Origin of the sequence: Bradyrhizobium erythrophlei, assembly GCF_900129505.1 — a bacterium.
GTDB classification, from domain to species: Bacteria; Pseudomonadota; Alphaproteobacteria; order Rhizobiales; family Xanthobacteraceae; genus Bradyrhizobium; species Bradyrhizobium erythrophlei_D.
Genome location: NZ_LT670818.1, coordinates 1,611,406 through 1,636,312, shown reverse-complemented (window position 1 = coordinate 1,636,312; position 24,907 = coordinate 1,611,406). Strand labels below are relative to the sequence as shown.

At 63.2% G+C, this 24,907-nt stretch carries 23 protein-coding genes, 1 tRNA gene and 2 pseudogenes; 16 read left to right on the top strand and 10 right to left on the bottom strand.

Going from position 1 to position 24,907, the window contains the following annotated elements; all coding sequences use genetic code 11:
- Positions 1 to 5 precede the first annotated feature (5 nt).
- Entirely contained in the window at positions 6 to 1,127 is a 1,122-nt protein-coding gene (locus tag B5525_RS07660; RefSeq protein ID WP_079565460.1) for a polyprenyl synthetase family protein, read from the bottom strand.
- Positions 1,128 to 1,356: 229 nt separating this feature from the next.
- Between B5525_RS07660 and B5525_RS07655 the strand changes: the two genes are divergently transcribed.
- The 6 genes from B5525_RS07655 to B5525_RS07625 all read left to right on the top strand — a co-directional run bounded on the left by B5525_RS07655 (position 1,357) and on the right by B5525_RS07625 (position 6,866).
- Positions 1,357 to 1,433: transfer RNA gene (locus tag B5525_RS07655), tRNA-Arg, on the top strand.
- 122 nt (positions 1,434 to 1,555) lie between these two features.
- A complete protein-coding gene (locus B5525_RS07650) occupies positions 1,556 to 1,876 on the top strand; it encodes a monooxygenase (protein WP_079565459.1) in 321 nt (106 codons plus the stop codon).
- Positions 1,877 to 3,187: 1,311 nt separating this feature from the next.
- On the top strand, positions 3,188 to 4,783 hold the full coding sequence (locus B5525_RS07640; protein WP_172899830.1) for a PAS domain-containing sensor histidine kinase: 1,596 nt from the start codon (positions 3,188 to 3,190) through the stop codon (positions 4,781 to 4,783).
- Positions 4,780 to 5,439, top strand: coding sequence for a response regulator transcription factor (locus tag B5525_RS07635; protein ID WP_154073123.1), 660 nt, complete (start codon positions 4,780 to 4,782; stop codon positions 5,437 to 5,439). Before B5525_RS07640 ends, B5525_RS07635 begins: the two co-directional genes overlap by 4 nt.
- A gap of 70 nt (positions 5,440 to 5,509) precedes the next feature.
- Positions 5,510 to 5,938, top strand: coding sequence for a response regulator transcription factor (locus B5525_RS07630; protein WP_079565456.1), 429 nt, complete (start codon positions 5,510 to 5,512; stop codon positions 5,936 to 5,938).
- A 127-nt stretch (positions 5,939 to 6,065) separates the two neighbouring features.
- Positions 6,066 to 6,866 (top strand): enoyl-CoA hydratase-related protein, encoded by an 801-nt coding sequence (locus B5525_RS07625; RefSeq protein WP_079565455.1) that lies wholly within the window; start codon positions 6,066 to 6,068, stop codon positions 6,864 to 6,866.
- A 209-nt stretch (positions 6,867 to 7,075) separates the two neighbouring features.
- Here B5525_RS07625 and B5525_RS07620 read toward each other — a convergent pair whose 3' ends face one another.
- From B5525_RS07620 to B5525_RS07605, 4 genes are all read right to left on the bottom strand, one after another.
- Positions 7,076 to 7,330: a hypothetical protein gene (locus B5525_RS07620; protein WP_244567851.1), complete on the bottom strand. Its 255-nt coding sequence runs from the start codon at positions 7,328 to 7,330 to the stop codon at positions 7,076 to 7,078.
- Positions 7,331 to 7,360: 30 nt separating this feature from the next.
- Positions 7,361 to 8,143 carry an SDR family oxidoreductase gene (locus B5525_RS07615; RefSeq protein WP_079565454.1) on the bottom strand — a complete coding sequence of 261 codons (783 nt, stop codon included), beginning with the start codon at positions 8,141 to 8,143 and terminating at the stop codon, positions 7,361 to 7,363.
- A 192-nt stretch (positions 8,144 to 8,335) separates the two neighbouring features.
- Positions 8,336 to 9,310: a 2-dehydropantoate 2-reductase gene (locus tag B5525_RS07610; RefSeq protein ID WP_079565453.1), complete on the bottom strand. Its 975-nt coding sequence runs from the start codon at positions 9,308 to 9,310 to the stop codon at positions 8,336 to 8,338.
- 42 nt (positions 9,311 to 9,352) lie between these two features.
- A complete protein-coding gene (locus tag B5525_RS07605) occupies positions 9,353 to 10,516 on the bottom strand; it encodes a YncE family protein (RefSeq protein WP_079565452.1) in 1,164 nt (387 codons plus the stop codon).
- A gap of 304 nt (positions 10,517 to 10,820) precedes the next feature.
- Here B5525_RS07605 and B5525_RS07600 point away from each other — a divergent pair.
- The 4 genes and pseudogenes from B5525_RS07600 to B5525_RS07585 all read left to right on the top strand — a co-directional run bounded on the left by B5525_RS07600 (position 10,821) and on the right by B5525_RS07585 (position 15,064).
- Positions 10,821 to 12,117 (top strand): annotated as a pseudogene (locus B5525_RS07600) (FAD-dependent oxidoreductase).
- A gap of 225 nt (positions 12,118 to 12,342) precedes the next feature.
- Entirely contained in the window at positions 12,343 to 13,347 is a 1,005-nt protein-coding gene (locus tag B5525_RS07595) for an ABC transporter substrate-binding protein (RefSeq protein WP_079565451.1), read from the top strand.
- A gap of 120 nt (positions 13,348 to 13,467) precedes the next feature.
- A complete protein-coding gene (locus B5525_RS07590; RefSeq protein WP_079565450.1) occupies positions 13,468 to 14,241 on the top strand; it encodes an ABC transporter ATP-binding protein in 774 nt (257 codons plus the stop codon).
- Positions 14,234 to 15,064, top strand: coding sequence for an ABC transporter permease (locus B5525_RS07585; RefSeq protein ID WP_079565449.1), 831 nt, complete (start codon positions 14,234 to 14,236; stop codon positions 15,062 to 15,064). The genes B5525_RS07590 and B5525_RS07585 overlap by 8 nt, the downstream gene beginning before the upstream one ends.
- Before the next feature lie 166 nt (positions 15,065 to 15,230).
- On the opposite strand, the gene gtdA is transcribed toward B5525_RS07585, so the two are convergent.
- Complete coding sequence (gtdA, locus tag B5525_RS07580; RefSeq protein WP_079565448.1) at positions 15,231 to 16,271, bottom strand: gentisate 1,2-dioxygenase; 1,041 nt, start codon at positions 16,269 to 16,271, stop codon at positions 15,231 to 15,233.
- 99 nt (positions 16,272 to 16,370) lie between these two features.
- Between gtdA and maiA the strand changes: the two genes are divergently transcribed.
- The 4 genes and pseudogenes from maiA to B5525_RS46130 all read left to right on the top strand — a co-directional run bounded on the left by maiA (position 16,371) and on the right by B5525_RS46130 (position 18,639).
- Positions 16,371 to 17,000 (top strand): maleylacetoacetate isomerase, encoded by a 630-nt coding sequence (gene maiA, locus B5525_RS07575; RefSeq protein WP_079565447.1) that lies wholly within the window; start codon positions 16,371 to 16,373, stop codon positions 16,998 to 17,000.
- On the top strand, positions 16,990 to 17,499 hold the full coding sequence (locus B5525_RS07570) for a MarR family winged helix-turn-helix transcriptional regulator (RefSeq protein WP_079565446.1): 510 nt from the start codon (positions 16,990 to 16,992) through the stop codon (positions 17,497 to 17,499). Before maiA ends, B5525_RS07570 begins: the two co-directional genes overlap by 11 nt.
- A pseudogene (locus B5525_RS46135) lies at positions 17,499 to 17,960 on the top strand (FAD-dependent monooxygenase); the annotation flags it as partial. The gene B5525_RS07570 and the pseudogene B5525_RS46135, both read left to right, overlap by 1 nt.
- 388 nt (positions 17,961 to 18,348) lie before the next feature.
- Positions 18,349 to 18,639: a hypothetical protein gene (locus tag B5525_RS46130; RefSeq protein ID WP_244568010.1), complete on the top strand. Its 291-nt coding sequence runs from the start codon at positions 18,349 to 18,351 to the stop codon at positions 18,637 to 18,639.
- 161 nt (positions 18,640 to 18,800) lie between these two features.
- Here the strand turns inward: B5525_RS46130 and B5525_RS07560 are convergent, their stop codons facing one another.
- The 3 genes from B5525_RS07560 to B5525_RS07550 form a co-directional block, all read right to left on the bottom strand.
- On the bottom strand, positions 18,801 to 20,435 hold the full coding sequence (locus tag B5525_RS07560; protein WP_079565445.1) for a benzoate-CoA ligase family protein: 1,635 nt from the start codon (positions 20,433 to 20,435) through the stop codon (positions 18,801 to 18,803).
- Entirely contained in the window at positions 20,432 to 21,580 is a 1,149-nt protein-coding gene (locus tag B5525_RS07555; protein WP_079565444.1) for an FAD-dependent monooxygenase, read from the bottom strand. Before B5525_RS07555 ends, B5525_RS07560 begins: the two co-directional genes overlap by 4 nt.
- Before the next feature lie 205 nt (positions 21,581 to 21,785).
- On the bottom strand, positions 21,786 to 22,001 hold the full coding sequence (locus B5525_RS07550) for a hypothetical protein (RefSeq protein WP_079565443.1): 216 nt from the start codon (positions 21,999 to 22,001) through the stop codon (positions 21,786 to 21,788).
- A 245-nt stretch (positions 22,002 to 22,246) separates the two neighbouring features.
- On the opposite strand from B5525_RS07550, the gene B5525_RS07545 reads away from it, so the two are divergent.
- A complete protein-coding gene (locus B5525_RS07545) occupies positions 22,247 to 22,603 on the top strand; it encodes a hypothetical protein (RefSeq protein WP_079565442.1) in 357 nt (118 codons plus the stop codon).
- Positions 22,604 to 22,654: 51 nt separating this feature from the next.
- On the opposite strand, the gene B5525_RS07540 is transcribed toward B5525_RS07545, so the two are convergent.
- A complete protein-coding gene (locus tag B5525_RS07540) occupies positions 22,655 to 23,494 on the bottom strand; it encodes a cysteine rich repeat-containing protein (RefSeq protein WP_079573056.1) in 840 nt (279 codons plus the stop codon).
- Between the two features lie 282 nt (positions 23,495 to 23,776).
- Here B5525_RS07540 and B5525_RS07535 point away from each other — a divergent pair, with 282 nt between their 5' ends.
- Positions 23,777 to 24,904, top strand: coding sequence for an efflux RND transporter periplasmic adaptor subunit (locus B5525_RS07535; RefSeq protein ID WP_425305257.1), 1,128 nt, complete (start codon positions 23,777 to 23,779; stop codon positions 24,902 to 24,904).
- The last annotated feature ends 3 nt before the right edge of the window (positions 24,905 to 24,907 follow it).

The following is a 24,907-nucleotide window of genomic DNA, read 5'->3' as shown; positions in this document are numbered from 1 at the left end:
CGGCGTCAGTAGTAATCCTCGATCACCAGCGTGGCGAATTCGTGGAGCGGTTGCAAATCGGCATGCGGGAAGGTGCGCGCCAGCGCCCTCAGTTCGGATCGCACCGCCAGTCTCGCCTGGGTCCGGCACAGATCGAGGACGCCGCTGCCGGCAAGCGAATCGAGCAATCTGCCATGCGTGGGAGCATCGGTGGTCGCCGCCTGGAATTCGGCAAGTAGAATCTCTCGCTGCGGCTGCGCAGCGGCGCGCAGAAAATGGACGACGGGCAGGGTGATGCGCCCGGTTCGCAAATCCTCGCCGCGTTCCTTTGTGTTGTTGTGCAGGCCGGCGACGTTGATGACGTCGTCGATGGCCTGGTACGCGGTGCCGAGTGCCAGAAAGAAGTCTCCCAGCGCCGTGATTTCCTCCGCGCTGCCGTTGCCGAGGGTCGCGCCGATGCGCGCGAAGGCGCGGAACGGCACGCCGGTTTTCAGCCGGTGCGATACGCAAACGTGTTCCTCGACGACCGCTATCCCGGAATCGGACAGGTCAAGCAGCATTGGCGAGGCGATGCTCAGCCCGAGATCCAGTCCCTGTCCGATATGCGCGATCCGCAGCAGGTCGACATACTCCTTGTAGATGGCAGCCTTCCGGCCCTCGGACAGCCCGGAGTTCTCGATCAGGAACTGAACCTGGAAATACGCCAGCGTGCCGCTGTTGATCGCGCTTGGCGTGCCGTAGACGAGGTAGCAGGCCGGGCCGCCGCGCCGGAGTTTCGCGCCGTCCTCCACGTCGTCCACGATCAGCGATCCCGCGTGCAGGATTTCCGAAAACGCCAGCCAGTCCTCCAGCCGATCGAAATCGCCGCCCACGATCTCGCAGCAGATCGCCAGCGCATATCCGCGCCAGCCCTTGCCGCCCCGGTTCAACACATCGAACAGGGGGCGCGACAGATCCTGTACGGAGGAAATGACGGATGCGGGAATGCCGAGCGCGCGCGCTTCCGTGTCGCTCAGCAGGCTGGATGAGATGCACGGACGCTGCCCGGTCCGATCGAGCAGGCGCCGGACGGCCTCGAAGGTTTTGCCGTTGGCCCGGCTGAGAAACGTCTCGGGAGGCGGTTCCGGTTTCCTCTCAATCGCAACCATGCCCTGGGTCTCGCTAAACGCAATGAGAAGAGGGGATCAATCTCACCCTCGGGAAAATGTGGTTGGTGCAGCAATGGGCTTCGCAATATTGCCCGGCAGCCATTCTGACCAGAATCAGCTCGGTATGCTACGTCTTTCGCCTCCGGCAAAAGTCCGACCTGAGACTGGCGATTGCCCGCGCGCTCTGCTATTTAACGCCCGGGCACCCGCACGTCTGGGCGGGGCCTCCGGTCCCGTAGCTCAGCCGGATAGAGCGACGGTTTCCTAAACCGTAGGTCGCATGTTCGAGTCATGCCGGGATCGCCAGTTTCTGCCAAAACACCGGTTCGTTGGAGCAGCGGGCCTGTGCCGCGAGTTCCGGAATCTTTCCGGTCACGGAACGGCGGAGGAAGAACCAGAATAAACAACCACAGGGTGGAGGCTTATCGATGATTACCGCCATTGTTCGTTTCAAGCTGCCCCCGACCGTCGACGCCGCCAGGGCGGCCGAACTGTTCGAGGGGTCGGTGCCGAAATATCGGGGTCTCCCCGGCCTGATCCGCAAATACTATTTGTTCGATGCCGAAAGCCGGACCGGCGGCGGCTGTTATCTCTGGGAAAGCCGGGAAGCCGCCGAGCGCGTCTATAGCGCCGAGTGGCGCCAGATGATCGCCGACCGCTACGGCGCCCCGCCCGAGGTCAGCTTCTTCGAGACGCCGGTCGTGGTCGACAACACGCTTCCCACGACCACGCTCGACGCGGCGGAGTAGAGGGCGCGAATAGCCCGGCCTTATATTGCCGTCATTGCAAGCGCCAGCGAAGCAATCCAATCTTTCTTCGCGCGGCGACATGGGTCGCATCGGAACACCGCTGCCGCGAGCTGCGGATGTGGTCGAAGGCACTCACGATGCTCTCGCATCACTTGCGAGAGCCAGAGCCGCACTCTGGCAGTGGTCGGCGTAGCAATTCTGATCACAGTAGACGAGTTTCGTACCAACTTCCCGCAGGTAGGTCGTTCCAATCGATCGCTCGCACATTACGCAGAAGCAATCCTCGCGGGGCGATCTGCCGTTCACCAACGCAAATCTCATGTGGCGCCCCAGGACCAGTTTGCGTGGAAGGTTCATGGCACAAACTCCCTGCTCCGGAACGCTGAACGTCTCGAAATTGCCGCAGCCTTGCCGCCGTAACCATTGTCAGGCGTGTAGTCGATGCAGCCAGATGCGGTCACACTCCTGACGGGCCTTGAGGCGGGCCGCACACTTCTTCGAACAGAGGGCGGCTTTGCAGGAGTAGTACCGGATAAGACCAAATTGTCCGTCACATATCGCGCAACGTGTCGTTGAGCCATTCCGAAGAAATTGAAGACTGCTTCGCATTGTTGCCTCCTATGGGCCTTGCTGGGATAGGGCATCATGCTCGCGTCCTGTTCGCCGTCGCAGCTCGCCCACAGCTGATCCTGATCGTCGGGCTCGTGGCCCTGCGCTCAGTCTCTTTGGGCCGGATCGCGAACATTTTGCCTCCTGCAATCGGCTGTTCAGGTGTACAGGGATAGTAAGAGGATCGGGATTGTCGGCTCAATCGTACGGAGGTAAGCGTCCAATACCGCAAGGGTTCGCAAGAGCTATACGGAGGTTTAGGATCGCGTAGCCGGAATGATGAGGCAGGGCGGCGGAACCCGCAATCATGGCCTCGTGGAGCAGGAACGAATTGCCGGCTTTCCTCCAGAGTGCTCTAATCCTTTCCGCTGGGAACCAGCGGACGCCCTGCCAATGATGCGTAACCAGACCGCGAATTTTCCGGAATTCAGCTGCGTGGTTTTTCCTCCGCGGCATCGCGTTGGCGTCCCTGACATTGGCATTTTGGCTTGATGTCGATCCGCCCGAAATATACCGCCTGTTTGGACTCGATCCGGAGGACGGGGTGTCACAGCCCTTCCAGGATCGCATTGTCCCTGAAGATTGGCACCGGGTTCTTGGAATGGCGTTCCGCGCCATCCGGACAAGGCGGACGTCGAAATCGATCTTCGAATAGCGCTTCCCGATGGATCGATAAAACGCATACATTTCCCAGGACATCTTGTGGTCGGTAGCGAGGGCGATGTGGTCGAAATCATCCGTACGCTTGTTGATGTCACCGAGCAAAACGCGGCGAAAGAGGCGCTGCAAAAGGCTTTTGACGAAATCAAGAAATCCGAGGATCGCCTCAGGCTGGTCATTGATACAATCCCGACGCTGGTCTGGCGCGCGGGGCCGGATGGAATTCCCGACTTTCTCAATCAACCCGCCCTCGACTATACCGGCCTCTCGCCGGACCAGGCCGAAACCGGCTGGCCTCGCGCTTTTCATCCTGACGACAGGAAAGGCATGTTGCAGAAGTGGGCCGCAATACGGGCGTCCGGCGTAGCCGGCGGGCTTGAAGCCCGGCTCCGGCGCTTCGATGGTGAATATCGCTGGTTCTGGTTCCAGGCCGAACCGCTGCGCGACGAGTTGGGAAACATCGTCAAATGGTACGGGTCGTCTACCGACATCGAGGACCGCAAGCGGACCGAGGTGGCACTTCGCGAGAGCGAGCAGCGCTTTCGCGACTATGCCGAAACGGCCTCCGACTGGCTCTGGGAAACCGGGCCGGACCATCGGCTCACCCACATATCGGAGCACCTCAACGCCGTCGGCATCCTGCCCTCACGGGTAGCGGGTGTGGCCCGCTGGGATGTTGCGACCGACGTCGAATCAGAGCCCGAAAAATGGCGGCTGCACCGGGCGCTGCTCGATGAGCATCGGCCGTTTCGCAATTTCGTGTACACGGTAAAGGGGAGTGGATCGCCGGCATACGTTCAAACAAGCGGCAAACCATTTTATGACGCTCACGGTAATTTTCTCGGCTATCGGGGCACCGGCACCGATATTACGGCGTCGATCCGCGCGGATCAGGCCGAGCAGGCGCTGCGCAAGGCGCAGGCGGAACTCGCACATGTCACGCGCGTCACGATGCTGGGAGAGATGACAGCCTCGATCTCCCATGAGGTGAACCAGCCGCTCGCCGCCGTCGTCAATGCCGGGGCGGCCTGCAAGCGTTGGCTCGACGGCGATACCCCCAACCTGGACGAAGCGCGACAGGCTTTGGATTGGGTCATCAAGGAAGGCAATCGCGCAAGTGAGGTGATCCGGCGCGTCCGGGCGCTCGTGAACAACGCCGACCCGAAAAAGGAGGTCCTCGATATCAACAACGTCATCAACGAGGCCGTCGCATTGGTGCAGCGTGAACTGGCCAACCACCATGTGCGGCTGCGGATGGAACTGGCGCCTGTGCTGCCTATCGTTCTAGCCGATCGGGTCCAGCTCCAGCAGGTCATCATCAATCTGGCGATGAATGGCGCTGAAGCGATGCAGCAGGTTACGGACCGGCCGCGCGAACTGGCGATCCTGTCTTGCCAGGACGAAATGCATCGAGTGACGGTTGCGGTGGCGGATTCCGGCGCCGGAATCCCCGCCGAGAGCGCCGACCGGTTGTTCGACGCCTTCTACACCACCAAATCCACCGGCATGGGCATGGGATTGTCGATTTGCCGTTCGATTATCGAAGCTCACGGCGGCCGGCTGACGGCCGCCAACAATGCCGGCCCGGGGGCAAGGTTTCAATTCACATTGCCACTGTATCAAGAGGAAATCGTGTGACCGGGAACTCCAAATCGTCACGCGACCCCGCAAGTGCGGCGGAGCGAATCGTCTTCGTCATCGATGACGATGCCGCGATGCGCGAGACTCTCGGCAGTCTTTTCCGATCGGTAGGCTTGCGGGTCGAGCTGTTCGGCTCGGCCCGTGAATTCGCGGAATTCAGGATGCCTGACGTTGCCAGCTGCCTGGTTCTCGATATCAGGTTGCCCGGGGTCAGCGGTCTGGAGTTTCAAACCGAATTGGCTGCGAAGGACATTCGCGTCCCGATCATCTTCATGACGGGTCACGGCGACATCCCGATGTCGGTCAAGGCGATGAAGGCTGGAGCCATCGACTTCCTGACCAAGCCGTTCCGCGAACAGGATATCCTGGATGCCGTAATCAGGTCGCTCGAGCGCGATCAGGAACGCCGCGACAGCGAAAAGGGCGTCGCGGAACTCCGCAGCCGGTTCGCCTCTCTGACATCGCGCGAGCAGGAAGTGATTGCGCTCGTCCTCGATGGTCTGATGAACAAGCAGATCGCGGCAAAACTGGGTGTCAGCGAGATTACCGTGAAGGTCCATCGCGGCCATATGATGCAAAAGATGAAGGCGCGGTCGGTGATTGAATTGGTGGCAATGGCTGACCTGCTCGGCATCCGGCGGCAGAACCGCTAGATCCTATACTCAGGTATCGTTTTCAATCCGGGTGCGTGATGCAATCTGATGTCAGGGCGACGGTGACGCCATGGCGGCACAGTCTCCGCGTCCGGGAAAGATCCATCGCTTGTCAAAACTTCCGCTAGTCGCAATCATCGACGATGATGCATCGGTCCGCGTGACAACCGACAGCCTCGTAAGGTCGCTTGGGTGTCGGACACGCACATTTGCGTCCGCCGAAGAGTTCGTGCGGTCGAACCGCCTCGATGATCTCTCATGCGTGGTTGCGGATGTCCAAATGCCCGGTATGAACGGCGTCGAGTTGCAGGCTCGGCTGCGCAGCCAGGGGTCCCACGTGCCGTTCATTTTTTTCACCGCCTTCCCCGATGAGAAGATTCGCGCGCAGGCGCTCGCGGCCGGGGCGATTTGCTACCTGACCAAGCCCTTCGAAGGAGAAAGTCTTGTCCAGGGTCTTCAGGCTGCCCTGAAAGCGCACGACGGCGGCGCCAAGGGGTGAAGTCCGCCTCCTGCGAGCGGCAAAAGTGGAGTGCGGCTCAACGCAACCATGGTAAGTAAGCTGGTCGTCCCGGTCGAACCGCTGGTGGCGGCCATGCTAGTTTTTTTGTCGTCAGGGGAACCGTCCAATGTCCGCCGATCCAGTGCTGTGGAACCTCGACGGGCGCGGCGTCGCCACCGTCACGCTGAACCGCCCCGAGGTCAACAACGCCTATGATGCGGGCCTGATCGGCGGCGTGCTCGCCGCCATGGATGATCTCGGCAAAGAACCTTCGCTGCGCGTCGTCGTGCTCAAGGGCAATGGCAAGCATTTTCAGGCCGGCGCTGATCTGAAATGGATCAACGGCGTGCGGCCGAAATCTGCCGATGAGAACGAGGCGGTGTCGCGGGCGACCTTCGAGGCGGTGCAGCGGCTGAACCTTTTGCAGCTCCCGACAGTGGCGCTGGTGCAGGGCGGCTGTTTCGGCGGCGGCACCGGCGTGATTTCCGCCTGCGACGTGGTGATCGCGGCCGACAACGCGATGTTCTCGATCACCGAGGTGCGCTGGGGGCTGACGGCCGCGATCATCATCCCGCAATTATGCGACGCCATCGGCGTCCGGCAGGTCCGCCGCTACGCGCTGACCGGCGAACGTTTTGATGCGCAGGAGGCCCGCCGCATCGGTCTGGTGCATGAGGTGGTCCCGCTGGCGGAGCTGGAAAGCGCCGGCGCCAAAGCGGTCGAACAATTGCTGGCCAACGGACCCGAGGCGGTGGCCGAAACCAAGCGGCTTGCGATGGAAAGCTCGTTCGGCGGCATGGGCGTCGACGACGAGGCCTATGCGCGCCTCGTCCGCATGCATGCGGCGCGGCGCCAGACCGCGGAAGCATCCGAAGGCCTCGCCTCCTTCGCCGAGAAACGCGCCGGCAACTGGCGAGGCAAGGCATGACCTTTGTTCACCTAGCCCCGCTTGCGGGGAGAGGTCGGATCGCCTTTGGGCGATCCGGGTGAGGGGGACTCTCCGCGAGTCCGGTTTGCCGAGACAGCCCCTCGCCCCAACGCTCTCAGAGCGAGCTAAGCTCGTCTCGGCCCCGCTAAGAGCGGGGCGAGGGAGAAGAGAAGCGTGCCATCGCCGCATCGTGAACCGCACGAACCGGCTCAGCATCCCCGGCAGATGCTGCGCAGGCTTTGGTAAACCGCCTCGTCGTCCTGCCGCATTTGCTTCAGCTGCTCCACCGCCGTGGTGTCGCTGGTCTTTTCCGGCTTGCGTTTGGCGGCGAGTTCGGCCTCCTGCCGCTGATAGCAGGCCTCGCGATCGGGCTTCGCCTGGATGAAGCGGCATTGCTCCACCGCGGCCAAAGCGGGCGCGGCGCCGAACATCATCGCGAGCACCGCGGATAAAATGAATTTCAACGCCGTTGTTCCCTCAGCAAACATCGCAACTCAGCCCGCGGGCTGAACGCCATAGATCTTGTCGCGCAGCCGCCGCATTCCGTTCAGCCATCGCTCCGGATTGGCGGCCTTGCGCTGCATGTATTCATACACGGTCGGATGCGACAATATCAAAAAGCGCTCCGCATCTATCGCCTCGATCACGATCCGGGCCACTTCCGCAGGCTGCATCACGCCATCGACCCGCGCGGCGCTCGGGCCCGCCGTCGTCATGCCGGTCTGCACCGATTGCGGACACAGCACGGAAACCCGGATGCCGCGGTCGCCATATTGAATGGCGAGATGCTCGGCGAGCGCGACCGCCGCGTGCTTTGTGACGCCATAGGGCATCGAGTTCAGCGACGCCAGGAGCCCGGCGGCGGAAGCGGTGTTCAGGAGATAACCCGAGCCCCGCGCGAGCATGCCGGGGACCAGCGCGCGCGCCGCGAACACGTGGCTCATGACATGCACCCGCCAGCTCACCTCCCAGTCGGCATCGCCGGCGCTCTCCTGCCCCTTCCGCGAGAGCCCGGCATTGGAGAAGAACACGTCGACCGGCCCATATTTGTCCTCGGCCGCCGCGATCAGCCCCTTGATGTCCTCCTCCTGGCCGACATCGGCGGTCACCGCGAGGCCGTCGATGTCGCCGGCGACTTTGGCCAGCCGCTCGCGCGATGACTTGAGATCGGCCACCACCACGCCGCGGGCGCCCCCTTGCGCAAAAGCGCGCGCCACCGCCTCGCCGATGCCGCTGGCGGCCCCGGTGACGACGCAGACTCTGTTTTTGACGAGCATCGAGCAGTATCCCCGTTATCTTTTCGTCGTCATTGCGAGGAGCCAACGGGTCGCGCGAATGCGCGCCCGATGACAGGCTCCGCGACGAAGCAATCCATGACCACAGTATTCACGCTGTGGATTGCTTCGCTTCGCTCGCAATGACGATTTCAAGACATTTTGTTCTTTGTTCGTCCAGTCGCAGTCTTGCACTCACCCCTGATACAGCCCCTTCTCCCGCGCCAGGCGGACGGCGAGTGCTGCCATCAGATCGAGCATCGGCGTCGCCAGTCCCGCGGCGCGCGCGAACGCGGCCGGGGCGCGGACCAATACGTCGATCTCCATCGTACGGCCGAGCTCGTAGTCCTGCAGGATCGAAGGCTTGTGGTCGGGCGCGGGTCCGCTTCGGGTGACGCGCCTCACATCGGGGATATAGCTTTGCGCGACGGCGTTGGCTTCATCGAGCAGACGCGGCACCGCCTCGCGCAAATCCGGGTCATCCCTCACGGCCCGCGCGGTCAGTCCGGTCAAGAGGCATAGCACCGACATCGACATGTTGGTCAAAAGCTTCGACCAGATCGCCTCCCTGATCCTCAGGATCGGCTGCGACTGGATCGAGGTCTCGTTGAGCAGGGATCTCAGATGTTCGATCCGCGCGCTGGCGCGGTCGTCGCATTCCCCGACCTGCAGCATGTTCCGGTCCAGCGACAGATTGGCGACCACCCCGGGCGCGACGACTTCGTTCGACGAAAAGATCACGCCGCCGATGATCCGCTCCGGGGCGACGATCGCGCGCAACCGGCCGCCCGGATCGAGGAAACCGAGATCGGGCACCGGGGGATGATCGGGAGAAATGCCGATATCGTACCACCAGGGAATGCCGTTCTGGGCGAATACCACAGCGGTTTCACCGCCCAGCAGCGGCGGCAGGCCGGCAACGAGGCTCGCCAGCGCCGTCGCCTTCAGCGTGGAGATGACGAGATCCTGCGGACCGAGCGCCGCCGGATCGTCCGATGCTTTCACACGCGCAACGAATTCGGTCTCGCCGACGCGCAGCGTCAGACCCCTTGCCTTCACGGCTTCGAGATGCGGCCCGCGCATCACGCAGGAGACGTCCTGCCCCGCCAGGGCCAGCCGCACCGCAAAATGGCCGCCGACGGCGCCCGCGCCGAAAATGCAGATACGCATAGAGCCTGTCCTGTTAGTGGCCGGGCGGCCTGTATCCTAATGCTACGGCTCCGCGGTGCGGATGCCTGCGGGGCTGACCTTCATCGCGATCGGCGCCGTTTTCGTCAACGTCTTGCCATTGAATGCAAAGGTCGCGATCTCGTTCTCGACCATGCACTGAACCAGCAGCATCCTGGAATCTTTCGACCATACGATGCCTTGGCACCAGTGGCCGATCCTGGCTTCCGTTACCGGAATGAGGTCGGTGCCGGCGATCCGATAGATCTTCAGCAATCCAAAATCGTTGAAGAACGGCGAGTCCGCCGGCTTGGTCGACCCGTTCACCACATTGACCGCAACAAAAAGGCCGTCCGGCGACATCTTCAAACCTTCGGGGGTCTGACCGACGGAAATCGTGGTCGCCACGCGGATCGGCTTGGAGCGCATGTCGATCAGGCTGATCGAATCGGCGTCGCCGCTGCCCATCCCGACATTGCCGACCACGGCCACGTCGCCATTGCCGGCGGTGTCGATCTGGTAAGGCCGCAGCGCCGAGAACAGGTCGCGCTTGGTGTACTCGACCTTGTCCCCGTCGACCGAGAGAATAGAGATACGGCTGTCACCATCGCGGGTGACCAATGCCGTCGTGCCGTCCCGGGAAAAGATCGCATGGCTCGGGCCGGATTTGGCATCGCCGAGCGCGATCTTGCCGGCCGGGGTCAATGTATTGCCGCTGATCGTGAACACCGAGACGGTTCCCTCATTGCGGTTGGCGACCAGCGCCAGCGTGGCCGCGCGGTTGATCGAAACACCCGCGGCGCCGGCGCCGGCTTGCAGCGTCGCCAGAATATTCGGCGGCGAGGACTTCAGGTCGATCACGGTTAGCTTGTCGTCGGCGATCGCCTTGGTCGGGTCGGCGGGGTCGACCTTCATCGCGCCGGTGACCAGTGCGAAACTCTCGTCGGGCGCTATTGCAACGCTCGGGGGTGGGCCGACCACGCTCGCAGGCGCCGGTATTTCGGCAACGATGCGCGGCGGGGCGCCGGAAAGATCGATGATCGAAACCGTGTCGGGCAGAGGCTCCTTGCGGACCTTTGCCACGCCGTTTTCCATGATCATCTTGCCGTCATTGGCCGAAATCGCGATCTCGGCGTGGGAAGCGGGGCCCCCCGCCAGAGCGAAAAAGAATGACGTCATCAATGCCAAAGCAATTTTGCTGGATCGCATGCCTTTTTCTCCCGGAATGACAGAACCTCTTGCGGGTCCATGACGGGCAGTATTGGACGGCTGAGCATCGTTGTCGAATCGGGGACCGGTCGACGATCCGGACCTTGGCGCGCCAGCGAAGTGACCGAGACTGTAGTTGATATTCCACCGGCCGGAACAGCGTGCTAGCCCGTTGCCGGGATGTTAAGATTTCCCCGCCTGGGCCAACATACCCCCACCATCGGGAACCTCGATTTTGCCGTCCAAAAAAACCATCGAAGAACCCGCACGCCAAATTCCGCTCTACGGCGAATATGAAGTCGCCGTGCTCGGTGGTGGACCGGCTGGCATTGCCGCCGCGGTCGCCGCCGCGCGCGCAGGCCGCCGCACGCTGCTGATCGAGCGCTATGGGTTTCTCGGCGGGATGGGCACGGCGGCGGGGGTGACGAACTTCTGCGGGCTGCATGCCAATGTCCATGGCCAGATGCACCGGGTGGTGCAGGGCATAGCCTCCGAGTTGCTCGATCGCATCGACCGGCTCGACGGGTTGAACGCGCCGCATCTGGTGCTCGGCAAGATCCTGGCGCAGGCCTACGACACCGCGGCCTACAAGATCGCGGCCGATGATCTCCTGGCCGCCCACAAGGTCGATATCCTGTTCCATGCACTCGGCGCCGGCGTGGCGATGCATGACGACAAGCGCATCAACGCGCTGTTCGTCGAGACAAAAGCCGGGCGTCAGGCGGTGCGCGCGGATATCTTCATCGATTGTTCCGGCGACGGCGATCTCGCCGCGCGGGCCGGCGCGCGTTACGAGGTCGGCGACAATGAAGGCCACATGCTGTACCCCTCGATGATGTTCCGCCTCAACGGCATCGACCCCGAGAGAGCCGGCGAGGCCTGGCGGACGATTCCCGCGCTGATGGAAAAAGCCGAAGCCGCCGGCACGCATCACTTTCCGCGCAAGGCCGCGATCGTGCGGCCGCAGCGCTCGCCGATCGAATGGCGGGTGAACTTCACCCAGCTCAAGCGCGACGACGGCAGCGCCATCAACGGGCTCGATCCCGATGATCTCACGCGCGGCGAGATCGACGGCCGGCGCCAGGCCATCCAGGCGTTCGAGTTCCTGCGCACCGTCCCGGGGTTTGAAAAATCCTACATCGTCGACCTGCCGCCGCAGCTCGGCATCCGCGAAACCCGCCGCATCGTGGGCGGCTATATGGTGTCGGGCGAGGACGTGCTCGGCTGCGCCTCATTCGACGATTCGATCGGCGTCAATGGCTGGCCGATGGAATCCCATGTCGCGGGCGATGTCATCTTCACGTTCCCGCCGATCCCGGAATCGCGCGGCTTCAATGAATTGCCTTATCGGATGCTGACGCCCGAAGGGCTGGACAATCTGCTGGTGGCCGGGCGGTGCGCCTCGATGACCCATGACGGTCAGTCGGCCGCGCGTCTCCGGCGCGTGTTTTGCGATGGGGGAGGCCGCCGGAACCGCCGCCGCGCTGGCGCTTAAGGGCAATACAATTCCGCGCGAGATCGCGGTGGAGAAATTGCAATTGCAATTGAAGCAGCAGGGGGCGTTTATCGGGCAGGATCAGGGAGTGCCGGAGGGATTGTAGAAAGCCTGTTTCCGATGACAATAATAGGTATACGTCGTCCCGGCCAAGCCAACGGGTCGCGCGAATGCGCGCCCGATGACAGGCTCCGCGCGAGCCGGGACCCATGCGCCGTGGCCTATCTTTGGGGCAAGATGGCAGAGACCTTCCTTCACCATGACCGACGGTGGTTATCGGTCCCGGCTTTCGCCGGGACGACGACGGAATAAACTGCGCGGAGGAAACTGCATGACGAAATTTGCGCGGCTCGTATTGGCGGCTCTCCTCGCGCTGGCGGCGAGCGGGATCGCGCGGGCTGAGGATTCGCTGAAGGCAAGGATCGGCGTGCTGCGGCTGTCGTCGTCCGCGCCGGTGTTCATCGCGCAGGACAAGGGCTATTTCAGGGATGCCGGGCTCGACATCGAGCTGAAATTCTTCGACGCCGCGCAGCCGATCGCGGTCGCGACCACTTCGGGCGACGTGGATTTCGGCATCACCGCGTTCACCGCCGGTCTCTATAATCTCGCCGGCAAGGGCACACTGAAAGTGATCGGCGGCATGAGCCGCGAAAAGGCCGGCTATCCCCTGATCGGCTATTTCGCCAGCAATAACGCCTATGCGGCCGGGCTGAAGACGCCGAAAGATCTCGCCGGCAAGCGCGTGGCGGTGACGCAGACCGGTTCGAGCTTCCACTATTCGCTCGGCCTGCTCGCCGACAAATACGGTTTTAAGCTCAGGGACGTGAAGGTGGTTCCCCTGCAGTCATTGTCGAACGCGGCGGCGGCCCTGAAAGGCGAAACCGTCGATGCCGCGCTGTTGCCCGCCTCGACCGCGCGTAAACTGATCGACGATGGCGGCGCCAAGCTGCTGGGCTGGGTCGGCGACGAGACGCCGTGGCAGCTGGGCGCGGTATTCGCTTCGCCCAGGACGCTCGCCAACAAGGCGCTCGTGACCAAGGTTCTTGCCGCGCTTGCCCGCGCCGACCGCGAATATCACGATGTGATCCTGGCCGCCGTTACTGACGGCAAGGCCCCGATCAACGAAGCGACAAAACCGCTGCTGGAGATCATCGCCAAATACACCAACCTGCCGGTCGAGCAGGTGGTCGGCAACTGCGCCTATGTGGATCCCGACGGCAAGCTCGACGTCAAGAATGTCGGCAACCAGATCGAATGGCTGCAGGAACAGGGATTTGTCGACAAGGGGTTCAATGCGGGCGATATCATCGCCAAGGATTATGTGAAGCCGGATTGATGCGGGCCGCCGTCATTTGAAATCGTCATTGCGAGCGCAGCGAAGCAATCCATAGCCCAGGAAAGAAAGTATGGATTGCTTCGTCGCTTCGCTCCTCGCAATGACGAAACAGAGAGCCACATGGACCTGATCGCCGACCATATCAGCCACCGCTTCGGTGCCCTCGAGGTGCTCGACGACGTCTCATTCACAGTTCGCGCGGGCGAGGTGGTGGCGATCGTAGGTCCCTCCGGCTGCGGCAAGAGCACGCTGTTGCAGATCCTCGGCGGGCTATTGCAGCCGAGCGCGGGCGCGGCCGAACTGCGCGGCACATCGCCGCCGGACAGTTTCAATCCGCTGACCTTCGTGTTCCAGGATTTCGCCCTGCTGCCATGGTGCACGGTGGAAGCGAATATCGAATTTCCGCTGCTGCACACCGGCCTCGGCGTGCCCGAGCGGCGCGCGATCGTCGACGATGCCCTGCGCCGCACCAGCCTGTCGGATTTTCGCGGCACCTATCCCAAGCAATTGTCCGGCGGCATGCGCCAGCGCGTCGGCATTGCGCGGGCGCTGGCGGTGCGGCCTGCGATCCTGCTGATGGACGAGCCGCTGTCGGCGCTGGATTCGCAGACCCGCGAACTCCTAATGGAGGATTTTGTCAGGTTACTCGCCGATGGAACCATGGGCGCGGTCTATGTGACGCATAATCTGGAGGAAGCGGTTCGCCTGGCGGATCGCATCGTCGTGCTGTCGCGGCGGCCGGGCCGCATCCGCGAAGTGGTGGCGATCCCCATGACGCGCGGCGAGCGCGGCGAACTCGCGGCGCGCGAAAAACTGCTGGCGCTGCAGAATGAGATGTGGGCGCTGATCCGCGAGGAGGCGATCGACGCCGAGCGCGAGGTCCAGCATGCTTGACCGCGCCCGGGAAGATCAAGCCCCTGCCGATCCCGGCGTCTGCACGCGGCCGGTGGCGTTTCGCGGCGCTGGCTTTGCGCCAAAGGCGGGGCGCACGTCCGGCTGGATTGCGCTCGCACTGGTGATCGGGCTGTGGCAACTCGCCGGCAGCCTTGCGCTCGTCAACCCGCTGTTCCTGCCGCCGCCGTCCGCGATCGCGCGCGCGATCTGGCAGCTCGCGATATCCGGCGCGCTCTGGCACCATCTGTTGGTTTCGATCTTGAGGATCGGCACCGGCTGGATTCTCGGTACCATCGCCGGCATCGTCATCGGCTTTGCGATCGGGCTGTCGAGTCTAGCGCGCGGCGTCGGCATCACCTTCATCTCGGCGCTGTTTCCGATCCCGAAGATCGCACTGCTGCCGCTGCTGATTCTCTGGCTCGGCATCGGCGAGGAGCCGAAGATCGCCACCATTGCATTGGGGGTGTTCTTCTCCACTGCGATCTCGGTCTATAGCGGCGTCGATAACGTGCCGCGCAATCTGATCCGGATGGCCCAGAGTTTCAACGTGCCGTTCCACGCCATCGTGATCAGGGTGATCTGGCCGGGCGCGCTGCCGTCGATCCTCGCGGGCTTCCGCATCACCGCCTCGGTCGCGCTATTGCTGGTGGTGAGCGCCGAGATGATCGGCGCCGAGTACGGCATCGGCGCCTTTGTCCTGCAGGCCGGCAATCTCATGCAGACCGATCAGCTCTTGGCGGGCGTGGTTATTCTTTCGCTGTTCGGGCTCGCGGTAGGCAAGCTGATCAACTGGCTGGAAGCGCGGCTGTTGCACTGGCGGTGATTTCTTCCCCCTCGCCCCGCTCTTGCGGGGAGAGGGCTGGGGTGAGGGGCTGCCTCAACGCATACCGGACTCACGGAGAGTCCCCCTCACCCGGATCGCAAGAGCGATCCGACCTCTCCCCGCAAGCGGGGCGAGGTGAAGCAAAGCGGCGTGATCGTTATCACGATCACGCGTTGCCGCGGTCTTCCCTGAATAGATCGAGCTTCTGCTGCACCGGGCGATCCGAAAAACTGAACAGCACCGAATCCGCGTCGGCCTCGTGGGTAACCCACTGCCAGCTCGGCACCACGAACAGATCGCGCGGGCCCCATTCGAAGGTCCGATCGCCGACCCGCGTGCGGCCCTTGCCTTCGATCGCCGCGAACACGGTTGCATCGGTCGAGCGGTAGCGCGTGGTCTTGAATCCCTTCGGCAGCAGCTGGATGAAGGTGCCGATGGTCGGCATCGCGAAATCGCCGGTCTCGGGATTGGAGAATTTCAGCTTCAGGCCGTGGCAGGCGTCCCACTCGTCGCGCGCCTTGGCCTGCTCCAGCGCCTCGCGGGTGTAGGCGTAGGGATAGTTGAAGATCGGCGAGGTCTTGGATTTGCGCTTCCCGTCGACCGGCAGCAGATTGTGGCCGTAGCGGCCAAAGCTGTCGCCCGCCGGCTTTGTAATCTTCTGCTGATCTTCCTTCGAGTCCTCGGCGAAGGAGGCGTCGAAGAACTGCACCATCGGAATGTCGAGACCGTCGAGCCAGAACATCGGGTCCGGGGTCTCGTTGGAATGATCGTGCCACGTCATCGACGGCGTGATGACGAAATCGCCCGGCTCCATCTCGGTGCGCTCGCCGTCGACCGAGGTATAGGCGCCCTTGCCTTCGAGGATGAAACGCAGCGCCGACTGGCTGTGCCGATGCGCCGGCGCGATGTCGCCCGGGATCACCATCTGCACGCCGGCGAACAGCGAGGTCGTGACCTTCGACTGGCCGCGCAGCCCCGGATTTTCCAAAACCAGCACCCGTCGCGTGGCTTCCTTGGCGGTGATCAGCTTGCCTGCTTCCGTCATGTAGTCGCGGATGGCGTCGAATTTCCACAAATGCGGGCGGCAGGCGCTCCTCGGCTCCGGCGTGATCAGGTCACCCATCACGTTCCACAGCGCGGAAAGGTTTTCGCCGTCGATCTTCTTGTAGAACGCCTCGCGTTCCGGCGTCTTCTGTACGGCTTCCATGGCGAGCCTCCCTGTTCTTGTTACTGGATTTATTGACAGCATACTTACAATATGGCTAGCGTCAATCAAGCAAACCAGAAAAATCGAGGGAGGCCCCCTATGAAGTTGCACGGCTATTTCCGCAGCAGCGCGTCCTACCGGGTCAGAATCGCGTTGAATCTGAAGGGGCTAGGCGCGGAGCACCTGCCGCATCATTTGCGCAAGGGCGAACAGCGCGACCCTTCTTATCTCGCCATCAACCCGCAAGGCCTGGTGCCGACGCTGCAGGATGGGGGCACCGTCATCACCCAGTCGCTCGCCATCATCGAATGGCTGGAAGAGACCCACCCCGCGCCGCCGCTGTTGCCGAAAGACCCGCTGCGTCGCGCCCTTGTCCGCGCCTTGGCGCAGGTGCTCGCCTGCGACACCCACCCGGTGCAGAATTTGAAGGTGCTGGCGCGGCTGCGCGAGCTCGGCCTGCCGGAAGAACAGGTGACGGGCTGGGCGGCCTGGGCCAACCGCGAGGGGCTCTCGGCCTGCGAGGCCCTGATCGCGAACGAGCCCGGCCCGTTCTGCTTTGGGGAAGCGCCGACCATCGCCGATCTCTGTCTTGTGCCGCAGCTCGCCAACGCGCGGCGTTTTGGCGTCGATGTCGCGGCCTTCCCGCGGCTCTTGAAAGCGGAAGCGGTCGCAAGGAATCTGAAGGCGTTCGCGGACGCCGCGCCGGAGCGCCAGGCCGATGCCGAGTAAACCAGTCGCCGTGACCATGGATGCGGTTTACACCGCGCCCGGCTATTTGTTTCGAAGGATGCAGCAGATCGCGGTCGCGATCTTCATGGAGGAGTGCAGGGATCACGACCTGACGCCGGTGCAGTTTGCCGCTCTGGTCGCGATCCATACCCATCCCGGCATCGACGCCACCCGGCTTTCCGCCGTGATCGCGTTCGACCGCTCGACGCTGGGCAATGTGATCGAGCGGCTGGAAACAAAAGGCCATATCGAGCGCAAGGCATCCTCCGGAGATAAGCGAATAAAACTGCTTTATCCGACCCGGTCGGGCGCGGCGCTGCTGCGCGATATCATGCCCTCGGTCGATCGCGCGCAGGCGCGGATGCTGCAGCCCCTGAAACCGGCCGACCGCAGGACGCTGATGGCGCTGCTCACGCAGCTGGTGGATCTCAACAACGAGGCGTCGCGGGTGCCGCTGCGCGCCGAAGACGCGCTCGAACATCTCGGGAAATCAAGCTGATGGCACCTTCGAGCACCAAGCCGGTCCTGATCGCGGGCGGCGGCATCGGCGGCCTCGCCGCTGCCCTTGGCCTGGCGCAAAAGGGGATTCGCTCGATCCTGCTGGAAAAGGCCTCCGCGCTCGGCGCCGGCATCCAGCTCGGGCCGAACGCCTTTCACGCCTTCGACTATCTCGGTGTCGGCGAGGCCGCGCGGAGCATGGCGGTCTATATCGACCAGCTCCGGCTGATGGATGCGCTGACCGCCGAGGAGATCACCCATGTCGACCTGCGCGACGCCTTCCGCTCGCGCTTCGGTAACCCTTACGGCGTCGTGCATCGCGGCGATCTGCACGGCGTGTTCCTGAAAGCCTGCCGGGATCATGAGCTGATCGAGCTGCGGGTCAGCAGCGAAGTGACGGGTTACGACCAGGACGGATCCTCGGTGACGGCGCATCTGGCGTCCGGCGACGATGTCGCGGGACGGCTCCTGATCGGCGCCGACGGGCTGTGGTCGAACATTCGCAAGCAAGTCACCGCCGACGGGCCGCCGCGTGTATCCGGCCACACCACCTACCGTTCGGTGATCCCGACCGAGGAGATGCCGGAGGATTTGCGCTGGAACGCGGCGACGCTGTGGGCCGGCCCGAAATGCCACATCGTGCACTACCCGCTGTCGGGCTGGAAGGTGTTCAACCTCGTCGCCACCTATCACAACGACGCACCGGAGCCGGTGGCGGGATGTGCATCCCCGCGCGCAGAACATCATCCGTCACGGCAAGAACTGGAAGCTGTGGGTGTTGTGCGACCGCGATCCCAGCGAGCGCTGGGTCGACGGCCGCGTCGCGCTGCTCGGCGACGCCGCGCATCCGATGCTGCAATATTTCGCGCAAGGCGCCTGCCAGGCGATGGAGGACGCGGTGTGCCTGTCGCACATGCTGGGCAGCCATCCCGACGATCACGCGGCCGCGCTGGAGCACTACCAGCAGCGTTTTCCCCGCACCGCGCGGGTGCAGCTGATGTCCCGCGCCATCGGCGAGCACATCTATCACCCCGCCGGCGAACACGCCCGCCTCCGCAACGCCATCATGCGGGCGAAGAATTCGGAGGATTGTTACCGCGATCTGGCGTGGCTCTATGGCGGGACGGGGCTGGGCGGATAGTCTAGTCTCCAGTCGTCATGCCCCGCGAAGGCGGGGCATCCAGTAATCACCGGCGTCGGTAATCATCAACACCTGCGATTACTGGATCGCCCGCCGGAGCCTGTCGTCCGGCCGGCCAAGGGCCGGACCGGATGGCGGGCGATGACGGTCATTGCCATCCGCTACATCCGCATCAGCGCTTGCCTGTCGATTTTCCCGGTGCCGGTTTTTGGCAATTCGTCGATGAATTTCACTTCGCGCGGATATTTGTAAGGCAGTAGTTTTGCCTTGACGAAATCCTGAAGCATCCTGGTAGTATCGGCCTCATCGAAGGCGCTGACGTTCATGACGACGACGGCCTTCAGCGTCATGCGGCGGTCGGGCAGTTCGGCGGCGAACACCGCGCATTCCCGCACGTCGGGATGTTCGGCGAGGCAAAGCTCGACCTCGAGCGGATAGACCCATTGGCCGGAGATCTTGATCAGATCGTCGGCGCGGCCGCGGAAGAAATGGAAGCCGTCGCCGTCGCGGACAAAGCGGTCGCCGGTGTAGATCCATCCCTCCTCGTGGATGGTCTCGGCGGTCTTGTCCGGCCGGTTCCAATACAGCGGCGTGCTGGAATCGCCGCGCACCCACAAAATGCCTTCCTGGTTGTCGGCGACCTCGCTTCCGTCCTTGTCCCGGAGCACGATCTCGTAGCCGGGCACGCGGAGCCCGGCGGCGCCGAGCTTTTTCTGTTCGGGCCGGTTGCTGAGGTAGATGTGCAGCACCTCGGTCGACCCGAGGCCCTCGACGATCTCGAGCCCGGTCAGATTCTTCCAGCCGTTGAAGACTTCGGCGGAGAGCATCTCGGCCGCCGACAGCGCCATCCGCAGCGAGGAAAAATCGGTCGCCGCCGCTCCCCCAGCTTTTGTCAAAGACGTATACAGCGTCGGCAATCCGAAGAAGACGCTGGGGTGAAAACGTTCGATCGCCTCAAAGATTGCCGCCGGCTTCGGCTGGCCCGGCAGCAGCAGCGTTGCCGCACCGGCCGAGAACGGGAAGGTGATCGAGTTGCCAAAACCGTAGGCGAAGAACATCTTCGGGACCGAGAAGCAGATGTCGTCGGCTGTCAGCTTCAGGACGTTTTTCGCGAAAGCAAGGTCGCTATAGGCCATGTCGTGCTGCAGATGGACGATGCCCTTGGGCCGCCCGGTCGAGCCCGACGAATACATCCAGAACGCCATCTCGTTGCGGCCGGTGTCGGCCTCAGGGAGATCGGCGGGAAAGCCTGGCAGCCACGCTTCCGCAACGATTGCATTCGGAACGGCGTGATCATTCGCCGCGCCGTTGACCGCGATCAACGTGTGCAGCGCGGTATCCGTGCAGGCCACAGCATTGAAGCGTGCGCAGAACTCGGCGTCGGCCACGGCCACGGCAGAGTTCGAATCCGCAAGATAAAATTGCAGCAGGTCCGGCGGCGTCAGCGTATTGATCAAGAGCGGCACAAACCCGGCGCGGACCGCGCCGAAGAACGCCGCGGGATAGGCCGGCGTATCGTCGAGAAACATCAGGATCCGGTCTCCGCGCTTCAGGCCCAGCGAGATAAAGCCGTGGCCCCAGCGGCAGGCCTCGGCGCAGAGTTCGGCATAGCTGCGCGTGCCGAGCGGACCGGTCAGCGCCATCCGGCCTCCGCGGCCGTTTGCGAGATTGTCGAACAGGATGCGGCTGGCATTGTAGGTTTGCGGAATCGCAAAACCGATTTCCCTGGCGCCCGGGCTGTCCGGCGGCACCACGTCGGCGATCGCACGCGCGCCATCGTGTAGTTGCGAGGTCATCGCTGGCTCCCGCTTTGCGTTGGAGGGCGCGACGCCTCGTAGCGGGCCATGAAGGCCGGCGACATCGCGCGCAGCCGCGCATCGTCGATCCGCCCGGAGCGGGTGATATAGCTATGGGCAAAGTCCATCAGGCCGAGCTTCATGTGTTCGGGGAATTTCTCGTACCAGTCGGCGCTGGTGCGCGCCGCCGTCACCAGCTTCTTCACGATCGGCTGGCGCTCACTTTGGTAGTGCTGCAGGCGGGCGGCAAGTTCGCCTTCCGCCTCCAGCGCCTTGGTCAGCGCGATCGCATCCTCGATCGCAAGCCGCGTTCCCGATCCGATCGAGAAATGCGCCGAATGCAGGGCGTCGCCGACCAGCACCATATTCTTGAACGACCAGCGCTCGTTCCAGATCCACGGGAAATTGCGCCACACCGATTTGTTCGAGATCAACGGATGACCGTCGAGCGTGGCCGCGAATACCTGCTCGCAGATCGCCCTGGATTCTTCGATCGTCTTGTCGGCAAAGCCGTAAGCCTGCCAGGTCGCGGAATCGCATTCCACCAGGAAGGTGCTCATATCGGGCGAGTATCGATAATGGTGCGCGTTGAAGGCGCCGCGTTCGGTCCCGACAAAGGTCTGCGACAGCGTCTCGAAGCGCTTTGACGTGCCGTACCAGGCGAACTTGTTGGCGGAATAGGACAGCGACGTGCCGAAATCGCCTTCGAAGGTGCGACGCAGCAGCGAATTCAAGCCGTCGGCCGCGACAATCAGGTCGTAGCTCCCGAGTTGGTCGAGCGAAGAGATCACCGTGTCGTATCGCGGCGCGACGCCGACGGCGTGCACGCGCGCCTGCAAGATCTTCAAGAGTTCGAGCCGGCCGATCGAGGAAAAGCCGACGCCGTCGATTGCCACGCTTTCGCCGCGCAGATGGAGCGTGATGTTCTTCCAGCTCTCCATCCTGGACGCGATGGCGTCGACGGTGTCGGGATCGTCGGCGCGCAGGAATTCAAGCGCCTGCTCGGAAAACACCACGCCGAAGCCCCAGGTCGCGCCGGCCGGGTTCTGCTCGAACAGATCAATCTCGGCGTCGGGATGGCGCCGTTTCCAGAGATAGGCGAAATAGAGACCTCCGGGGCCTCCGCCGATCACGGCGATACGCACGATTGTCTCCCTAATTGGCAGTATACTGTTAATTGGGTCTATCCTAATCCGTGCGCGCTTCCGGCGCCACAGGAAAAATCCTCGAGGCAAGGACTCGTTTCGTCATTGCCCGGCAAAGCGCGTCTCGCGCCGTGGCGGGGCACGACGTGTCTCGTCAGGCCCTATGCCGGCACCTGCACGTCGAGATCTCGATCGGCTCCACGCGTCAGACGCAGCGGCGCACCCACACGCCGTTCACAAGCACGGTACGGCAGGCGGCGACGACCGGCGCGCGGCGCACGACGACCGCGCCTCGCGCGCCAGCGCAGCCGGCACGATAGACACCGCGGGCGCAAACGACCGCGTTGGCGTCGGTGGTCTCGACGGTCAGGGTTGCGGCAAAGGCCAGCACGGCGGAAGCAACGAGCAGCAATGAGCGCATATTTCTATCTCCCGGCTATTTTTCGATTTCAGGCAAAAGTCTTTTACGAACGCGGCGCAGCGTGCACCCGGTGCGGCCGCTTTTCAAGCTGGCCCTTTGCCGCGCGTCAGCAAAAAATCGGACGGGCAATCGGCTTGCCTCTTGATCGCGGAGCCGTTGTACGGAAGCTTCCCCAGGGTCACAGTTTTGAGCAATCCCTATCGATCAATTCGTTTTCATGCCGATCGTATTCGCGAGGAGAAATCATGCAGGATATCAGAAGCAGGTGGCTCACATTCTATGTCGATTATGTGGGGCCGGCGACGAAGGAGATGTTCGGCTACGTCGAGAAGATGATCATCGCGACCCTGATCATCTCGGCGGGAGCACATGTCTCGAGCGACGAGCCGGCGATCGTTCTGTTCGGGTATTTGCGCCACGGCCTGGTGGGGCGCGGCGTCGAGCTGTTCGGAATCGTGCTTCTTTTGCTCAATTTCCTCGACGGCTTTTACAAGCTTGCGAAGCTGAATTGGCATGCCGCGTACCAGATCCTGATGTCGTTGTTCTACATCGCGCTGTCAGTCCGGCTCGTTCAGTTGATCCTTGCGTTTCGAGGCGAATGATGGCAGCCCGCGCAATGACGCGGGCCGAAGCGAGGCGTCGCGTCAATTCATTTATTGCGCGGCGAACTGGCCCAGGACTTCCTTGCAGGCCGGCGAAATCGAGGCGGCCTGGCTCGCCAGGCACTGCACGATGCGGCCGCCGCCGGGAGGAATGCCGCCGCACAGCGCACGAACATCTCCGCCGCAGGCCGAACGCAGCACGAACAGCTCCTCGCGTGGCCGCATTGGGCGCAGCACCAGCACCGGTGCCGGCGCAGCGGCCGGCGCCGCCGCAGGGGCGGCAGCCGTGGTAGCTGCTGCCGGCGCACCGCCCTTTGCGGCAGAGGTGCCGCCGCTCGCCGCGTTGACGGCCTGCTGACAGGCCGATGAGACTTTTGCCTTGTTCTTTTCGAGACATTGCAGCGCGGCCTTGCCGCCGGTCGGCACGCCCGCGCAGACCTTCTGATAGTCGGAGCGACATGAACTGCGGATCGCGGCGACCTGCGCAGTGCTTGGCTGTTTGGTGGTCGTGCCTGCAGGGGCCGTAGCTTCGGCCGGCTTGGCAGCCGCAGCCGGCGCGGTTTCGGTCTTCGGGGCCGCCGCGGCGTCTTCCTTTGGCGCAGCCGCCGGAGCGGCTTCCGCTTTCGGCGCGGCCGGTGGTTCTACCGCGCGCACCGCGCCCTGGCATCCCGCCGAGAGGCTCGCCATGTTTTTCTGCAGGCATTGCAGCGACTCCGCGCCGCCGGGCGGGACGCTGGAGCAGTGGGCCTGATAATCGGCGCGGCAATTGGATCGGATGGCGTTGCGCTGTGCGTCGGTCGGCGCCTGTGACGATGCCGGCGCCGCCAGCCCGAACATGATCGCCGCCATCGACGCAAAAAGCGTCGCGTTACGTCTCAACGTGTTGAACATTTGAAGATATCCTTCGTTGTCGCGCTGCGGCGCGGCCTCAAAATGGAAGTCAATCACGAAAAGGTCGGAGGCAAATTCTCGCAAGCCGCATCATTTTCGGTTTCGAGTTCCAGTGCAAGCGGATTGTGCTATTCAGGGAGTCGCGAATGCCTTCCTCTGTAAAACCTTCGCGGTTGCAACACGAATAGAGGCACGGGAATGAAGCCAGGGCATTCGTCAGCATGCATCAAGCCAGATGAAGGCAAAATGAACGGCCGCGCGAGGCGACACGCCGTATACCCCGTGACTTTTGCCGTATTCGCATTTGCAGCGTTGACCGGCTGCGAGCAAAACAGCTTTGTACCGCCTCCGCCGCCGAAGGTTGACGTCGGCGTTCCGGTGCAGCGTGCGGTGACGCGTTATCTCGAGGCCACCGGCAATACCGCGCCCATCAACACCGTCGACCTCGTCGCGCGGGTACAGGGCGTGCTGCAGTCGATCAACTACAAGGATGGGGAGTTCGTGAAGGCGGGCACCACGCTGTTCACCATCGAGCCCGACACCTACAAGTTCAAGCTCGAGCAGGCACAGGCGGCGGAAGCCGGCGCGCAGGCCTCGTTGAAGCAGGCCGAAGCCGACTACAAGCGTCAGGCGGATCTGGTCGCGAGGCAAGCGGTGTCGCAGGCGACGCTCGATACGTCCACCGCCAATCGCGACAATGCGCAGGCCAATCTGCAGCAGGCCGAGGCCAACACCAAGATCGCCGCGGTCAATTACGGTTACACCAATGTGGCGGCGCCGTTCGACGGCATCGTCAGCGCGCATCTGGTCTCGGTCGGCGAGCTCGTCGGCGTAGCGTCGCCGACCCAGCTCGCCACCATCGTGCAGTACGATCCGATTTACGTGAACTTCAATGTCAACGAGCAGCAGGTGCTGCGCATTCGCGCCGAAGCGGCGCGGCGGGGATTGACGGCGGCCGATCTCAAGCAATTCCCGATCGAGGTCGGGCTGCAGACCGAAAACGGCTATCCGCACCGGGGCAAGCTCGACTACGCGGCGCCGACCATCAACCTGTCTACCGGCACGCTCGCGGTGCGCGGTATTCTGCCGAACGCCGACCGCATCTTGCTGCCCGGCTATTTCGCGCGCGTCCGCGTTCCCCTGGACGAGCAGCAGAATGCGCTGCTCGTTCCCGATGTCGCCCTGGGCAGCGATCAGGCTGGGCGATACCTGCTGGTGGCGAACAACGAGAATGTCATCGAGCAGCGCAAGGTGCAGACCGGGCCGGTCGAGGGTGAGCTGCGCGTCATCGAAAGCGGGCTGAAGCCCGATGATCGCGTCGTCGTCGCGGGGCTGTTGCGGGCAATCCCCGGCCAGAAGGTCGATCCGCAACTGCAAAAGATCGAGCCGCAGCCCTCATCGGCCAAATAGGAC

Excerpts from the sequence above, each read along its gene's own strand:
- B5525_RS07660 (WP_079565460.1), bottom strand. The coding sequence starts at position 1,127 with ATGGTTGCGATTGAGAGGAAACCGGAACCGCCTCCCGAGACGTTTCTC.
- B5525_RS07650 (WP_079565459.1), top strand. The coding sequence starts at position 1,556 with ATGATTACCGCCATTGTTCGTTTCAAGCTGCCCCCGACCGTCGACGCC.
- B5525_RS07630 (WP_079565456.1), top strand. The coding sequence starts at position 5,510 with ATGGCGGCACAGTCTCCGCGTCCGGGAAAGATCCATCGCTTGTCAAAA.
- B5525_RS07625 (WP_079565455.1), top strand. The coding sequence starts at position 6,066 with ATGTCCGCCGATCCAGTGCTGTGGAACCTCGACGGGCGCGGCGTCGCC.
- B5525_RS07615 (WP_079565454.1), bottom strand. The coding sequence starts at position 8,143 with ATGCTCGTCAAAAACAGAGTCTGCGTCGTCACCGGGGCCGCCAGCGGC.
- B5525_RS07610 (WP_079565453.1), bottom strand. The coding sequence starts at position 9,310 with ATGCGTATCTGCATTTTCGGCGCGGGCGCCGTCGGCGGCCATTTTGCG.
- B5525_RS07605 (WP_079565452.1), bottom strand. The coding sequence starts at position 10,516 with ATGCGATCCAGCAAAATTGCTTTGGCATTGATGACGTCATTCTTTTTC.
- B5525_RS07595 (WP_079565451.1), top strand. The coding sequence starts at position 12,343 with ATGACGAAATTTGCGCGGCTCGTATTGGCGGCTCTCCTCGCGCTGGCG.
- B5525_RS07590 (WP_079565450.1), top strand. The coding sequence starts at position 13,468 with ATGGACCTGATCGCCGACCATATCAGCCACCGCTTCGGTGCCCTCGAG.
- B5525_RS07585 (WP_079565449.1), top strand. The coding sequence starts at position 14,234 with ATGCTTGACCGCGCCCGGGAAGATCAAGCCCCTGCCGATCCCGGCGTC.
- gtdA (WP_079565448.1), bottom strand. The coding sequence starts at position 16,271 with ATGGAAGCCGTACAGAAGACGCCGGAACGCGAGGCGTTCTACAAGAAG.
- maiA (WP_079565447.1), top strand. The coding sequence starts at position 16,371 with ATGAAGTTGCACGGCTATTTCCGCAGCAGCGCGTCCTACCGGGTCAGA.
- B5525_RS07570 (WP_079565446.1), top strand. The coding sequence starts at position 16,990 with ATGCCGAGTAAACCAGTCGCCGTGACCATGGATGCGGTTTACACCGCG.
- B5525_RS46130 (WP_244568010.1), top strand. The coding sequence starts at position 18,349 with ATGCTGCAATATTTCGCGCAAGGCGCCTGCCAGGCGATGGAGGACGCG.
- B5525_RS07560 (WP_079565445.1), bottom strand. The coding sequence starts at position 20,435 with ATGACCTCGCAACTACACGATGGCGCGCGTGCGATCGCCGACGTGGTG.
- B5525_RS07550 (WP_079565443.1), bottom strand. The coding sequence starts at position 22,001 with ATGCGCTCATTGCTGCTCGTTGCTTCCGCCGTGCTGGCCTTTGCCGCA.
- B5525_RS07545 (WP_079565442.1), top strand. The coding sequence starts at position 22,247 with ATGCAGGATATCAGAAGCAGGTGGCTCACATTCTATGTCGATTATGTG.
- B5525_RS07540 (WP_079573056.1), bottom strand. The coding sequence starts at position 23,494 with ATGTTCAACACGTTGAGACGTAACGCGACGCTTTTTGCGTCGATGGCG.